12 protein-coding genes are annotated in these 14,028 nt (G+C 62.0%); 2 read left to right on the top strand and 10 right to left on the bottom strand.

The window, feature by feature from the left end; translation table 11 throughout:
* Positions 1–64: 64 nt before the first annotated feature.
* The 8 genes from G3480_RS29245 to rpsU all read right to left on the bottom strand — a co-directional run bounded on the left by G3480_RS29245 (position 65) and on the right by rpsU (position 9,757).
* A complete protein-coding gene (locus G3480_RS29245) occupies positions 65–1,333 on the bottom strand; it encodes a diguanylate cyclase domain-containing protein (protein ID WP_206171733.1) in 1,269 nt (422 codons plus the stop codon).
* A 40-nt stretch (positions 1,334–1,373) separates the two neighbouring features.
* Complete coding sequence (locus tag G3480_RS15230) at positions 1,374–2,558, bottom strand: ABC transporter substrate-binding protein (RefSeq protein ID WP_206171734.1); 1,185 nt, start codon at positions 2,556–2,558, stop codon at positions 1,374–1,376.
* Positions 2,559–2,768: 210 nt separating this feature from the next.
* Positions 2,769–3,608: a PA4780 family RIO1-like protein kinase gene (locus G3480_RS15235; protein WP_164654746.1), complete on the bottom strand. Its 840-nt coding sequence runs from the start codon at positions 3,606–3,608 to the stop codon at positions 2,769–2,771.
* Positions 3,609–4,081: 473 nt separating this feature from the next.
* Positions 4,082–4,405 (bottom strand): hypothetical protein, encoded by a 324-nt coding sequence (locus tag G3480_RS15240; RefSeq protein WP_164654747.1) that lies wholly within the window; start codon positions 4,403–4,405, stop codon positions 4,082–4,084.
* A gap of 519 nt (positions 4,406–4,924) precedes the next feature.
* Positions 4,925–6,787: an RNA polymerase sigma factor RpoD gene (rpoD, locus tag G3480_RS15245; RefSeq protein ID WP_164654749.1), complete on the bottom strand. Its 1,863-nt coding sequence runs from the start codon at positions 6,785–6,787 to the stop codon at positions 4,925–4,927.
* A 287-nt stretch (positions 6,788–7,074) separates the two neighbouring features.
* A complete protein-coding gene (dnaG, locus tag G3480_RS15250; RefSeq protein ID WP_164654750.1) occupies positions 7,075–8,829 on the bottom strand; it encodes a DNA primase in 1,755 nt (584 codons plus the stop codon).
* Between the two features lie 32 nt (positions 8,830–8,861).
* Entirely contained in the window at positions 8,862–9,305 is a 444-nt protein-coding gene (locus G3480_RS15255; protein WP_164654751.1) for a GatB/YqeY domain-containing protein, read from the bottom strand.
* A gap of 236 nt (positions 9,306–9,541) precedes the next feature.
* Positions 9,542–9,757 carry a 30S ribosomal protein S21 gene (gene rpsU / locus G3480_RS15260; RefSeq protein WP_007041206.1) on the bottom strand — a complete coding sequence of 72 codons (216 nt, stop codon included), beginning with the start codon at positions 9,755–9,757 and terminating at the stop codon, positions 9,542–9,544.
* 131 nt (positions 9,758–9,888) lie between these two features.
* Here rpsU and tsaD point away from each other — a divergent pair, with 131 nt between their 5' ends.
* Positions 9,889–10,923 carry a tRNA (adenosine(37)-N6)-threonylcarbamoyltransferase complex transferase subunit TsaD gene (tsaD, locus tag G3480_RS15265; protein ID WP_164654752.1) on the top strand — a complete coding sequence of 345 codons (1,035 nt, stop codon included), beginning with the start codon at positions 9,889–9,891 and terminating at the stop codon, positions 10,921–10,923.
* Here the strand turns inward: tsaD and G3480_RS15270 are convergent.
* Both G3480_RS15270 and plsY read right to left on the bottom strand, forming a co-directional pair.
* Entirely contained in the window at positions 10,918–12,690 is a 1,773-nt protein-coding gene (locus G3480_RS15270; RefSeq protein WP_164654753.1) for a PAS domain-containing sensor histidine kinase, read from the bottom strand. The genes tsaD and G3480_RS15270 overlap by 6 nt on opposite strands.
* A 225-nt stretch (positions 12,691–12,915) precedes the next feature.
* A complete protein-coding gene (gene plsY, locus G3480_RS15275) occupies positions 12,916–13,512 on the bottom strand; it encodes a glycerol-3-phosphate 1-O-acyltransferase PlsY (RefSeq protein WP_164654755.1) in 597 nt (198 codons plus the stop codon).
* A gap of 76 nt (positions 13,513–13,588) precedes the next feature.
* Here plsY and folB point away from each other — a divergent pair, with 76 nt between their 5' ends.
* Positions 13,589–13,999 (top strand): dihydroneopterin aldolase, encoded by a 411-nt coding sequence (gene folB / locus G3480_RS15280; protein WP_164654756.1) that lies wholly within the window; start codon positions 13,589–13,591, stop codon positions 13,997–13,999.
* Positions 14,000–14,028 lie beyond the last annotated feature (29 nt).

Here is a 14,028-nt window from a genome sequence, read left to right on the forward strand (position 1 = left end):
TACCCCGGTACCGAGCTGCGCCTCGTGTTTGAGGCGATCCAGTCGCATTGAATTTGGCGCCAAGTCAGGAGTTCTGCAGTGTGAACTCGTCGCCGCTGCGGCGGGAGACCGCGTCCGAGCTGCGGACCCGATCGGTGATGCGCCGTGCGACCTGACGCAGCAGAAGGTCACCTGTCTCGTGCCCCAGGGTGTCGTTGACGGCCTTGAAGCGATCCAGGTCGACAAACAGCAGGGCGATCTCGGTAGCGGCACGCTGAGCACGCTTCAAGGCGTCGTCGAGGCGCTCCTCGAACCTTGCCCGGTTCATCAGGCCGGTCAGCTTGTCGTAATAGGCCAGCTGAGCGAGTTCGACCTTCGCATTGCGGTGGTCGATCAGCGAGCGCCGCAGCGCATCGCCAAGCACGGCGATCTCATCCCCTTGCGGATCGGCTGGAATATCCTCCGGCGCACAGTCCGGGTTCTCGACGATCACCTCAGCAAGACGCTCGAGCCGCCGGCTCACGCGACGGGCCACCATGCCAGCGAGCCACCAGACAAGGGTTGCGAGCGTCAGCGAAACCAGTACCAGGACAGCACCACGAATCAGCAAGGGCCTCTGCCAAGGGCTTGTCGTGGAATGCACCTCGAGCTGCAGATCGTAGAGATCCGGAATATCAGGATGATGGATCTCATAGGTCGCGGACGCGAATCCGGGACGATCAGGCTCGCCCCGCAACCGCCACTCCCTGTCACTGCCGCGAATGATCACCCCACGTTCCCGCAGTTCCTCGGCCACCTCCGAGCCCAGCATCGCCTCCAGATCGATGGCCCCAAGCAAGACACCGATGACATCGTCGGTGTAGGGATAGTCAATGGGCACACCAACCCAGAAACGCCCGTCTGGCGCCGGGAGGAGGCTGGTCGCCGGGGTGCTTTGCGCAAGCACTCGATCCACCAGCCCCTTGATCGCAGCGTCCCCAAGCTTGAGCAGCCCTGGGTCGCCCGCGACGAAACGGCCCCGGTAATCGAGAAGCGCCAGCTGACTGTTTGGGAGCGCCCGGTTCCGATCCTCCAGGAAAGGGGCCAGATAGGCGTCCCGATCCCGCGAGTCGGACAGTGCCGTCCAGACCAGCGTGCTGCTCGCGAGCTGGACGATCTCGTCGACGCGGTTGTCGAGCGTCGCGCTCAGGTAGGTCCCGAACACGCGGACCGCCGTCTCGTTGGCCTCCTGGGCAGAGCGCGGAACATCGTGAAGGGCCACTGTGAGTTCAGTGACCCCAATCGCCGCGGCAACCATCATGGCCACGACGAACGCCGCCTGCTGCACCCTGCGCTTGAGCCGAGGGCGTTTCACCTATGCGCGTGCCTGGTGGCCGTTCACGACGGGGAGGCGCTCAATCACCGACGGGAATCAGCTGGTCGTCCTCCCTATAGTCCGCCATGAAGACGTCTTCAGGCGAGAGTGCGTCATGTCGCTCCGGAGTGAAAGGGCGCTCGTAGTCGCGAACCAGTCCCTGATAGGGCCCCAGGTGCTCCAGGGCGTCCCTGATCGCGGCGCGGTCCGTGCTGCCCGCGCGCTCAACGGCACGCGCCAGCAAGTGCGTCAGATCATAGGCATGCGCCACTCCAACCGGGCTCTTCACGAACTCCGGCCCCGCAACACCATAACCTTCGCGGAGTGCGCTCAAGACGCGTTCCGCGATGGGGTCAGAGCGGCCAATGAAGCTGTAGGTCTGCACCACGGCGAGCCTGACCTCTCTTAGTGCGTCGCCTGCCAGCTTCACGAAGTCCCCACCAGTCACGCCCCAGTGGCTTACGACCGGCAGCCGTTCGGACTCCGGCAGGCCAGCCAACTCCTTCACCAATAGGGCGCCCTCCGGCTCATTGCCGACGAGCAGAAGCGCCTGGGCACCACGGTGCGACAGCTCGAGATAGTGACGCAGGAAAGACGGATTTCCCCAGTTGTACCATTGCTCCCCGACCAGTTCGACACCGACCCCAGCGGCCGAATCAGCGATGGCCTTCTGGTTGCCGCGGCCCCAAGCCGTGTTCGGCAGCAGAACGCCAACCCGCTCGGCGCCGTAGTGCTTCTTGGCGAACGTCAGCATCACCGGCGCGGCCGAAGAGTCCTTCAGCGAGAGCCTAAAGGTATAACTCGGCCGATAGTCGTGCTCCGTGATGATGTCGGCCGCGCCCCAGGGATCCATGAGCGGAATGCCGAGTTCGTGCGCAACGGGCAAACTCTCGACGTAGATCGGACTGAACTTGCCGCCGAAGACCGCGACCATATCAGGCAGCGCCGCCAGCTCGCGCAGATCGTCGACACCGCGCGCGGTGACCGAGCCATTGTCTCGCGTCACCAGCTCAAGCGGCCGTCCGCCGAGGACCCCGCCGGCGGCGTTGATCTCCGCGATGGCGATTTCCATCCCCTGCTGAATCGCCTGCGCCGAGGTACTGGTGCGATGGCCAAACTCCGCGTCCAGCCCTACCAGCACGGGCGTCTGCGGGTCGGCTGCCTGAATGCTTGTCGCCACCAGCGGCGCCATGAGCCAAGTAAGAAAGCCTTTTCCAACAGACACGGACACCTCCGTGAGTCAATCCGATTTTCAGTGCTCGGTCGTTTTCGGATCCTTATAGGTCAATGGCGCCAATGCGTTATGGATCCTGCATGCAAGACACAGCCTAGCCTAGCAGCGCGCGCAGACCAGATCCAAGGCGATTTGCTCGCGAGGCGTGGTCGGCGGCAAAGCCAAGGGCGATGGGGCCTCCTGCGTCGGCTCGACCGGGTGCTATTCGACAGCCAGCTTGCGCTGCATGGCCTCCACCTCGGCCTCATGGATCTCGTTTAGGATCGCGTCGAGATCGACCGTCCGATGCTGGCCTTTGAAATGGCCCGTGAGGGCCACATCCGGCGTCAGATGGCCGTGTTCATAGAGGTGCCAGATTTCCTGGGCGTAGCTGGTCGTAAGCAGCTCAGGCGCAAACTGCCCGAAATAGGCCGCCAGATTGTTGACATCGCGCGCCAACATCCAAGGGGCATGATTGTTCGCCGCCGCATCCACCGCCTGCGGAAGATCGATGATCACTGGGCCTTGCGCATCTACAAGCACGTTGAATTCGGACAGGTCGCCATGCACCAGCCCGATGCACAGCATCTTCACGACATCGGCGATCAGTGAGGCGTGATAGGCGCGGGCCTGATCGGCGGTCAGTTCCACATCATCCAGACGCGGCGCGGCGTCGCCCTCCTCATCGGTGATCAGCTGCATCAGCAAGACGCCATCGACAAATTGGTAAGGCTGCGGCACGCGTACCCCAGCCGCGGCCAGACGATAGAGTGCGTCGACCTCGGTGTTTTGCCACACATCCTCTTGCTCCCGGCGTCCATACCTTGAACTCTTTGCCATCGCCCGCGCTTTGCGGCTATTGCGCACCTGGCGCCCTTCCCGATACTGCGCCTGTTTGTGAAAGCCGCGTTGACTCGCCTCCTTATAGACCTTGGCGCAGCGCACGACCCCTTCGGAGCGCACGACATAGACCGCCGCTTCCTTGCCGCTCTTGAGCGCATAGAGGACTTCGTCGACCAGGCCTTCCTGGATCAAGGGCTCGAGACGTTTGGGGGCTTTCATGGCTACCTTATTGGAGGAATGGCGCGCGGGTCGCGGGAAGAGGAAACATCCGACGCTGATCGCGACGGACGCCGTACACCGCGTGAGCGGCACGAAAAAGGGATGCACTGATGTTAGGCGATTTCTGTCGAAGCTCATACCCGCTGACTGGTCTCGCGGCACCTCTTTCTTGTCGCACCAGCGGTCACAGAGTCCGGCGATGCTCCCGCCGCTGTCCCTTGAAGGCAAACCTCGATCCGGCACCAGCTGCATGCGAGTTTCCGGCAATCGCCTTACTACTCACGACGCATCTGATGTCGGACTAAGAGAGCGCCCATCAATTATTTCCCGCTGCGAGCGATGCCGCCCGAAATCCCCCCTAGCCCCCCTTTGCGAAAGGGGGGAAGTTGTTGATGGACACTTTCGAAGTGATGTCTGACAACGTGATGTCTGACAAAGAGGAAGACGGCTTGAGACGGTCGCAGCCAGAAGCTTCAGACTAAGGTCGCGCACGACCCAGCGTTCAGACAGCAGGGTTGAGATGAGCACTGCGGCCACTGAGACCACAACGAAGAGGAGGGTGCTCTGGAGGACAGATTCGCCCATGACCGGGACGGCGCGCGGGCGCTGTTCTCGTCAGCGGTGCACACCAGGGCATCCAGCGCTGACTTGAGGTCCGTGCCGATGCGTCGATTCGAGCGCTCAAGCGGCTCGGCCTCGCCGATGGCCATAAGTTCGCCGCCGCGCAAGGCGAGAATGCCGTCCGTATCGAACTGCCCGGCGAGGTCAGAGATTGCCGCCTCGAGATCAGCGCGCAAACCGCTTGGGTGGCTCAGCGGTTCGGCGCTCGGCGAAGGTGGCCTTTGGCCTGAAGACCTTGTGCGTGACGCTGATCGTTGCAAGTGTCCATCAATTGTTTCCCGATGCGAGCGATGCCGCCCGAAATCCCCCCCCAAGCCCCCCCTTTGCGAAAGGGGGGAAGTTGTTGATGGACGCTTTCTTAGCGGAGCATCTGCACCCAAGGCGCAAGATGCCGCTTCCGACCATGCGTTTCCCGATGCGAGCGATGCCGCCCGAAATCACCCCTAGCCCCCCTTTGCAAAAGGGGGGAAGTTGTTGATGGACGCTTTCTTAGCAGGCATCCGCACCCAAGGCGCAAGATGCCGCTTCCGACCATGCGTTTCCCGATGCGAGCGATGCCGCCCGAAATCACCCCTAGCCACCTTTGCAAAAGGGGGAAAGTTGTTGATGGACGCTTTCTTAGCGGAGCATCCGCACCCAAGGCGCAAGATGCCGCTTCCGACCATGCCCCTGACCCTGGCGCGAAGGTGCTCCGCTCAGTCGTTGTCGAGGAAGCTGCGGAGCTTTTCAGAGCGGGTTGGGTGGCGCAGTTTGCGCAGCGCCTTGGCTTCGATCTGTCGGATACGCTCGCGCGTGACGTCGAACTGTTTGCCGACTTCCTCGAGCGTATGGTCGGTATTCATGTCGATGCCGAAGCGCATCCGCAAGACTTTCGCCTCGCGAGAGGTCAGGCTTGCCAGCATGTTTTGGGTCGCTTCGCGCAGTCCTTCGGCGGTCGCCGAATCAACGGGTGAAATGACACAGGCATCTTCGATGAAATCGCCGAGATGCGAATCCTCGTCGTCGCCGATCGGGGTCTCCATGGAGATCGGCTCCTTGGCAATCTTGAGGACCTTGCGGACCTTGTCCTCGGGCATTTCCATGCGCTCGGAAAGCTCTTCCGGGGTTGCCTCGCGGCCCATCTCTTGGATCATCTGCCGCGAGATCCGATTGAGCTTGTTGATGGTCTCGATCATGTGGACCGGGATGCGAATGGTGCGTGCCTGGTCGGCGATTGAGCGCGTGATGGCCTGGCGGATCCACCAGGTCGCATAGGTCGAGAATTTGTAGCCGCGACGATACTCGAACTTATCCACGGCCTTCATGAGGCCGATGTTGCCTTCTTGGATGAGATCGAGGAACTGCAGCCCGCGATTGGTGTATTTCTTAGCGATGGAGATCACCAGACGCAGGTTGGCCTCGACCATCTCCTTCTTGGCGCGACGGGCCTTGGCCTCGCCGATCGACATCTTGCGGTTGACTTCTTTGATCTCACAGATGGTGAGGATGTTCTCTTTCTCGACTTCCCTCAGCTTGCGCTGTGCACGACGGATATCGCTCGCCGTGTCGAGCAAACGGGCAGCATAGGGCTTGCCGCTCTCCAGCTGCTGGTCCAGCCAGTCCGAATTGGTCTCGTTTTCCGGAAAGGTTTCGATGAAATCCCGGCGCGGCATGCCTGCCTGGTCGACACAGAGCCCCATGATGAGGCGCTCCTGACTACGAATGCGCGCGATGGTTCCGCGCAGCAGTTCGGCAAGCTCCTGGAAAACAGGGGCAACCAGCTTGAATTCTAGAAAGACCTCGGACACTGCGGTCATGGCCTCACGGGAACGCTCGTCGTCGCGACCGTACTCCTCCAACGCGGCCTTGAGCACGCTATAACGCTCGCGGAGCAGATTGGCGCGGCGTGCAGCATCCTCGGGATCCGGCCCGGTGTCGACTTCGGCGGCGGTGTCTTCCTCGTCATCGTCGTCGTCGTCATCAGACTCGGCGTCAGCCGCCATTTCGGTCTTCGCGGGCTCGGGCGCTGCAGGCCGAGGCGCAGGAGTCACGACCGTCTGGTCATCATCGGCGTCGTTGAAACCGGAGATGACGTCGGTCAGACGTGTCTCTTCGCGTTCGACGCGGTCGAACATCTCGATCAGCTTCTCGATCGAGCGCGGGTAGACCGAGAGCGCGGAGAGGACTTGGTTAAGCCCGTCCTCGATCCGCTTGGCGATCAGCAGCTCACCTTCCCGTGTCAACAGCTCGACGGTGCCCATCTCGCGCATGTACATGCGCACCGGATCCGTCGTGCGGCCAAATTCGCTGTCAACCGTCGCCAAGGCCGCCGCTGCGGCCTCCGCCGCCTCGTCATCAGAGACCGCATTGTCGCTCAAGGTTTGATCGACGACATCCGGCGCGACCTCCTGAACCATGATCCCCATGTCGTTGATCATGCGAACGATGTCTTCGATCTGATCAGTCTCGACGATACCGGGCGGCAGATGGTCGTTGACCTCTGTGTAGGTCAGATAACCCTGCTCCTTGCCCTTGGCGATGAGTTGCTTCAGTTGAGACTGCTGCTGTTCTTGATCCATGAGATACCTTGACTCAGTGCTGCGGAAGGCGACTCGGAAGTTAACTTTTAACTATAGCATAACGCTAACGAGGCGTCTCTAGAAATCGCGACGACCCTTGGGTTTCGGACTGAGGAGCGGTCCCTCTTAGCAATCGTGGATGTTGCCCACAGAGAGATGCTACCCACAGAGAATAGATAGACGAAATCATGGGGAATTCCAGTCAGATCATCACTTCACGGCAACCCATCAGGTCAAGGCAGTCCATCTCTTCAAGGCAGTCCAGCTCTTCAAGGCGGCTCATCTCTTCAAGGCAACTCGTCGCGGCGAGCCCGGGCTGCCTCGGCTTGTTGCATGAGGCGAGCGCGCTCTTCATCCGACCATGCGGTGACGCTGCGCTGATTGAAGGCGTTCCGCCATTCGATCTTGCGCGTCTCCTCGTTGAGACGACTGATGGCACCGCAAAACTCCGCCCCAAGGTCTTCCTCGGCAATATCAGCCAAAAAGGGATGAACGCTGATCTGCTGTAGATAGTTGAAATGTGGGTGGTCTCGCCATCGCTCCAAGAGCGCCGCCTTGCCGATATCTGGTCGCTCGGCGAGCATATCCAGCAGCTGCACCAGGATATCTGCACCTGGACTGGTCGAGCGCCGCCATCGGTCGTCCTGTTGGCTCACCAAGCCCGCGAGCTGTGGATTGTCGAGCAGCAGGGCAATCGCCTTTGCGACCAGGCTGAGCGGCACCGGAAGCGACTTCTGAGGGCCGCGCCCTCGACTTCTTCGCTGCGGGCGCGCCACAGCCCCCGACGGCAAGCCCTCGAGCTTAGCCATCCGCCCAAGCGCAAGGTCGCGGTAAATTCCCGCTGGCATCTTATCGATGAGTTCGCGCGCCAGACTGGCAATGCGCTTCCTGCCGTCGCTGCTCGCCATATCGCCCTCCTCGGCGAGATGGTCGAAGAGGAAGTCAGACAAGGATCGGCCTTTCGCGACAAGCTCCGCGAAGCCATCGCGACCAAGACGCCGAATCAGTGTGTCCGGATCCTCGCCATCGGGCAGAAAAAGAAATCGAATCAACTGATGTCCGGCCGCCAGCGGAAGCGCCGTCTGCAGCGCCTTCCAAGCGGCATCCCGACCCGCGCGATCACCGTCGAAGCAGAAGACGATCTCTGGCGCGGATTTGTGCAGTTGCTGGAGGTGATCTGCCGTGGTCGCGGTTCCTAGGGTTGCGACCGCGCTCGTCATGCCGTACTGAGCGAGGGCGATGACATCCATGTAGCCCTCGACGATAACGAGCGATTCGATCTTGCGCGTGCGCTTTAGTGCTTCGAAGAGCCCGTAGAGTTCACGCCCCTTGTGAAAGATGGGGGTCTCGGGCGAGTTGAGGTATTTCGGCTTACCGTCGCCGAGCAGCCTGCCCCCAAAGGCAACGACTCGACCGCGACGCTCACGGATCGGAAAGATGATACGGTCGCGAAAGCGGTCGTAGCGCCGACCTTCTTGCTCGGCGATGAGCCCGCAGGCGAGAAGCTGACCCTGCTCAGCGGCGGTGCGCCCGAGTTGCCCCAGGATGAAATCGCGGCCCGGGGGCGCATAGCCCAAGCCGAAATCCCCGGCGATCTCGCCGCTGAGCCCTCGCTGCTTGAGATACTCCACGGCGCGATTTGCCTGCGGATGCTCTCGCAACTGACGACGATAGAGCGCGGCTGCCCGCTCCATTAGCTCGTAGAGCGGCGCATGACTGGGCGTCTTGATGGGTGTTTCGCCGCGAGACGGCAGCTCGAGCCCCGCCTGCCGCGCAAGCTCTTCGACCGCCTCGGGAAAGGCGAGGTGGTCGTACTCCATGAGAAAGCCAATGGCGCTGCCGTGCGCCCCGCACCCGAAGCAGTGGTAGAACTGCTTATCAGGACTAACCGTGAAGGAAGGCGTTTTCTCGTCGTGGAAGGGACAGCGTGCCTGGAAGTCCTTTCCCGCCTTGCGAAGCTGAAGGCGCGACCCGATCAGCTCAACGATGTCGGTTCGCGTCAGAAGGTCGTCGATGAACTCTGGAGGGATTCTGCCTGCCATTGAAGGCGCAAGCGGCAACGTCTGAAGGCGGCTCAGCCCCCGAGACGCTGTTTGACCAATGCGCTCACGGCACCCATGTCAGCGCGCCCCTGGACCTTGGGTCGCAGCACGCCCATGACCTTGCCCATATCGCGAACCGCAGATGCGCCAGTCTCAGCGACAGCCGCCTCGATCAGGGCGCTGATCTCAGCTTCGGACAGTGCCTCCGGCAGATAGCCCTGGATGACGCCGACTTCAAAACGCTCGACGTCGGCCAGGTCGGTGCGGCCCGCGTCATCGTACTGGGTGATGGAGTCGCGACGCTGCTTGACCATCTTGTCGAGCACGGCCAGCACTTGCGCGTCATCAAGCTCGATCCGCTCGTCGACTTCGCGCTGCTTGATGGCGGCCATGATCAGCCGGATGACGCCGAGCTTATCCTTTTCGCCCGCCTTCATCGCAGCCTTCATGTCGGTTTGGATTTGCTGTTTCAGCATGACTTGAGAGGCGTGATTGAGGATTCTTGCGAATCTATAACGACAGACGGCCTTACACGCGGTCGATTACCGGCGTTAGGCCGTCTCTTCAAAGCCTAGGAAGACTTCAGCGACTCGGAAAGTGCGTCTTCGAGTCGCAGGGCGATCGCATGTCAGAATGACACTTGATCAGCTTCTCCTCCTACAGAATTTAAGGAGAAGCTCGGCTGGATCTTTGGCGCAGACCAAAGACTCAATCAGTACGGACGCTCCCAACGACGGGATTCGCGCTGCAGCTTCTTCTGATGACGCTTGACCGCGGCGGCCTTCTTGCGCTTCCGTTCAGACGTGGGCTTCTCGTAGAACTCACGGCGACGAACCTCCGCCAGCACACCTGCCTTCTCGCAGGAGCGCTTGAAACGGCGCATGGCGACCTCGAACGGCTCATTTTCTTTGACGCGAACGCTGGGCATAGACGATCCCTTGATTTCTCCGGTTAATATGGACGGAAGGTAAAAGATCCCCCAGTATAGCGCAGAGAAGACGCTTCTTGCAAAAGGGAATATGATGCCAACTGCAGTGAGCCCGAGACCCAATTGATGATATGCGCGTACTAGGCATCGAAACCTCTTGCGACGAGACTGGCGTCGCCATCTTCGACGACCAGCAAGGCTTGATGGCCCACGCCGTCTACAGCCAAGTAGACATCCATGCGGCGTACGGCGGTGTCGTCCCGGAGCTTGCCTCGCGCGACCACATTCGCAAGACTCTTCCGCTGATCCGACAAGTGCTCGATGAAGCCGGCCTCGACAAGGGATCCATCGACGGCGTCGCCTATACGGCGGGGCCTGGGCTGATCGGAGCCTTGCTGGTCGGGTCCGCCATCGGCCGCAGCCTTGCCTGGGGCTGGAAGGTTCCTGCCATCGGCGTTCATCACATGGAGGGCCATCTGCTGGCCCCCCTGCTGGAGGAGCCGTCGCCACAACTGCCCTTCGTCGCCTTACTGGTCTCGGGCGGCCACACTCAGTTGGTCGACGTCACCGGAATCGGGCGCTACCGTATCCTTGGCGAGTCGCTGGACGACGCCGCCGGAGAGGCATTTGACAAGACGGCCAAGCTGTTGGAGCTGCCCTACCCCGGCGGCCCTGAACTCGCCAAGCTCGCCGAACATGGAGATCCAGGGCGCTTTCGTTTTCCGCGACCAATGACCGACCGGCCTGGACTCGACTTCAGCTTCAGCGGGCTCAAGACCTTTGCGCTCAACAGTATCAAGACGGCACTCGCCGAGAGCACCGACCCCGACCAGGCCCGCGCGGACATCGCCCGAGCGTTCGAGGAAGCCGTGGTCGACACCCTGGTGATCAAATGCCGTCGCGCGCTTCGGGAAACCGGTCGAAAGCGCCTGATCCTCGCCGGGGGCGTCAGTGCCAATCGCCGCTTGCGTGAGCGGATGAGCACGGCCATCGCCGCCGAGGGCGGGGAGGCCTTCTACCCTCAGCCAGCCCTGTGCACGGACAATGGCGCCATGATCGCCTTCGCGGGATGTCAGCGCCTGCGCGCCGGTCAGCACGAGCCGCTGGTCTTTAAGCCGCGTGCCCGCTGGCCGATGGATCACCTAGAGGCGGTGTCGAGTTCATAGCAAGGCGCTGCTGTCGAAGTCCATCAGGTCGTCGTGCAGCGTGATCGGCAGCATCAGATGGAAGACTGCCCCCTCGGCCGGCGCGGGTTCCGCCCAGAGGCGCCCGCCGTGGCCCTCTGCAATGGCGCGGCTAATTGCGAGCCCGAGCCCCAGGCTCGAATCATTGGTCGACTCGAAGATATCGAAAACGGCCTCGTGACGCCCCTCGGGCAAGCCGGGCCCGGTATCCCGGACGACCAGCTCAATGTCCCGCTTACCGACGATCACGTCCAGCACCACTTTGCGTCTGGCGCAGTTGGCAGCATCGATCGCCTGAATCCCGTTGCAGATCAGGTTGACCAGCACTTGCTCGATCTGCACCGGGTCCGTCTCGATGAGCGGCAGGCCTTCCGGCGCATTCAGCCGCAGCTCGACCTTGCGATCGGACGCGAACCAGAGGGTGAGTTCCAAGGCGCGCTTGAGGACCTGATCGAGCGAGACCGAAACCTTGTACATCTTGCGTCCGCGCAGAAAGGCGCGTAGCCGCTCCATGATGTCGCCGGCGCGATGCACTTGGTCGTCAATGCGACGAATCACCTCGACGAGCCGATCAGGATCTGCCGCCGGCCCCTGGGCCAACTGGGTCGCCGCGCTGCAGTAGAAGCCGGCAGAACTCAGCGGCTGAACGAGTTCGTGGATGAGCGATGACGCGAGGATGCCGACCGCGTTCAGTCGCGCGACCTGGGCCAGCGCGTCCCGCGCACGCCGCGCCTCCTCTTCCGCGAGGCGCCGCTCGGTAATATCCGTATAGGAGACCACGGCCCCGTCCTGATCGCCCTCGAGCGGCAGCACCCGCATCAGGAACCAGCGCAGCCCCTCGGGAGTTTCACAAGGATGCTCGAGGCTGAACGCCAGACGCTTGCGCTGAATGACATCGCGGATGCCCCTAGCCGCGCTCAAGACCTCGTCGCTCGGCTGATCGCCCTGCCAAGTGCAGGCACCCTCTGGATTGAGACCGAGCGCCTGGCGGAGCGAATCGCAAACGCCCTGCCTGTTCGCGAACCCTTGCCAAGCGCGATTGGTCGTGAGCAGTTGTCCATCCTGATCCAGCACGGCGATCTGGGACGGCAAGGCATTCAGCACCGACTGACGCAGACGATCGCCGGCGAGGCGCTGATGCTCAGAGTCGTGCTCCGCCGTCATGTCGAGCATCACGCTGAGGCACTCCGGACCCGCAACGCTGTCGCGGCGGATCGAGCAAAGCCGCGCAACGCGAATCGGTACCGGATCGCGCATGTGTAGGACCAGATCGCAGGCTAGCGGCGGCGACTGGGAGGCATCGAACACCTTGCGCAAATGCTCGACGAAAGCCCGCCTCTGCTCCGCGTCAATGAAGCTCAGGAATTGGCGGCCCTCGAGCTGCGCCTTCGACTGACCGAGCAGGACTGCGGCGGTCAGATTGGTCCCGCGAATGAGGCCGCGCCGATTCAAGACGACGTAGCCCACCGGCGCCTCATCGAAAAGCCTTGCATAGTGGTCGCGCGAGACCCGCAGGGCGTCCTGGGCATCGCGCAAGGCACGGCTTTGGACCTCAAGCTCCGCCTTATGAGTGCGCAAGGCGAGCATCAAGCAGCGCTGCGCATCACTTGCATCGCGCGCCGCATCCAGCGAGGCCATGAGTTGCTGGAACTGCGCCTCGAGCGCCTCCCTGTCGAGCGCCCTCAGCTCGCTCGACTCGAGATTGTCATGCCCTTGAGTCGGTGGCCGCACGCCTTCTGAGCCACTCATAGACACCTCAAGCACTGAGAGCACTTTGCGATGACGATCATTGGGATGCCATTGTTTAGGAGCAAGGCGCCGCCTGGGCTACCCCAGAAGCACTGCGGCACTTGCCGCTAGGATCGAATCGGCCTGATCGCGATCCGCGTCGCCTGCCTCTTCTGCTGGCCCATGCCTGCTGCGCGCAGCCGCAGCGACACCTGCTCTAACCGCGCACCCATTGGGTGACCCGTCTCAATCCGCCTTGGCTGCGATACGGTCCTCAGTACCACTCAGTAGATTGCGAATGTTGCTGCGGTGACGCCAGATGAGGAGACCGGTGATGATGAGCTGCATGCCGATGAGCGGTTTCTCCGGCCAAAAGAGCCAGACGAAACCGGGCGCGAGGGCCATGGAGATGAGTCCGGAGAGCGATGAGATCTTCAGCACCTTGGCCACGAAGAGCCAGACGGCAGCGACACAAAGACCAATCGGCCAGTAGAGCCCGAACTGAACACCCAGCGCGGTCGCGACACCCTTGCCACCGCGAAAGCCGAAGAAGACCGGGTAGAGGTGGCCGATAAAGGCTGCGAGGCCGATCCCGGCCAGGACGCCCGGGCCGACGCCGAGCGCATGCCCCACCAGCATGGGAATCAGCCCTTTGAGACTGTCCCCAAGGAGCGTAATGGCAGCCGGCTTCTTGCCGCCGATGCGCATGACATTGGTGGCACCTGGGTTATTGGAGCCCTGAGTACGCGGATCTGGCAGCCCCATGAGTCGGCAGACGATGATGGCGCTTGAGACCGAGCCCAGCAGGTAGGCGACGATGATGAGGAGAATGGCTGTAATCATGGGCTGCCATTGGACCCGCGAAGCCGGTTCAGGTCAAGATAGGCCAAGGCACCGATCTACGCCATGGGGGCTCAGCATGGACATCGTCTACATCCGCGGTCTAAGCATCGAAACGACCATCGGTATTCACGATTGGGAGAAGCAGCTTCGCCGCCCGGTCATTCTCGACCTGGAAATGGCCAGCGACGTCGCCGCAGCGGCCGCTACGGATCGCATCGAGGACGCCCTCGACTATGACGCCGTAACCAAGCGCCTGACCCAAGAGGTCTCATCGAACCAATTCGAGCTGGTGGAGACGCTGGCGGAGCGATGTGCGGCTATCCTGATCGCTGAATTCGGCGTGCCCTGGGTTCGCCTCAGTCTCAACAAGCCGGGCGCGGTCGGCGAAGGCGTCGACGTCGGGGTCCTGATCGAGCGTGGCGAACGGCCCAGGTCAGCAGCAATCGAGGGCGCAATAGCGCGGTGCGGCGACCCAGCTTGCGGCTAAGAAAGCGCTCATCAATTGTTTCCCGATGT

The sequence above is a fragment of the Thiorhodococcus mannitoliphagus genome, assembly GCF_010915725.1.
Classification (GTDB): domain Bacteria; phylum Pseudomonadota; class Gammaproteobacteria; order Chromatiales; family Chromatiaceae; genus Thiorhodococcus; species Thiorhodococcus mannitoliphagus.

Coding starts and splice junctions, on each gene's coding strand:
- G3480_RS15235 (WP_164654746.1), bottom strand. CDS start 3,608: ATGAAAGCCCCCAAACGTCTCGAGCCCTTGATCCAGGAAGGCCTGGTC.
- rpoD (WP_164654749.1), bottom strand. CDS start 6,787: ATGGATCAAGAACAGCAGCAGTCTCAACTGAAGCAACTCATCGCCAAG.
- dnaG (WP_164654750.1), bottom strand. CDS start 8,829: ATGGCAGGCAGAATCCCTCCAGAGTTCATCGACGACCTTCTGACGCGA.
- G3480_RS15255 (WP_164654751.1), bottom strand. CDS start 9,305: ATGCTGAAACAGCAAATCCAAACCGACATGAAGGCTGCGATGAAGGCG.
- rpsU (WP_007041206.1), bottom strand. CDS start 9,757: ATGCCCAGCGTTCGCGTCAAAGAAAATGAGCCGTTCGAGGTCGCCATG.
- tsaD (WP_164654752.1), top strand. CDS start 9,889: ATGCGCGTACTAGGCATCGAAACCTCTTGCGACGAGACTGGCGTCGCC.
- G3480_RS15270 (WP_164654753.1), bottom strand. CDS start 12,690: ATGAGTGGCTCAGAAGGCGTGCGGCCACCGACTCAAGGGCATGACAAT.
- plsY (WP_164654755.1), bottom strand. CDS start 13,512: ATGATTACAGCCATTCTCCTCATCATCGTCGCCTACCTGCTGGGCTCG.
- folB (WP_164654756.1), top strand. CDS start 13,589: ATGGACATCGTCTACATCCGCGGTCTAAGCATCGAAACGACCATCGGT.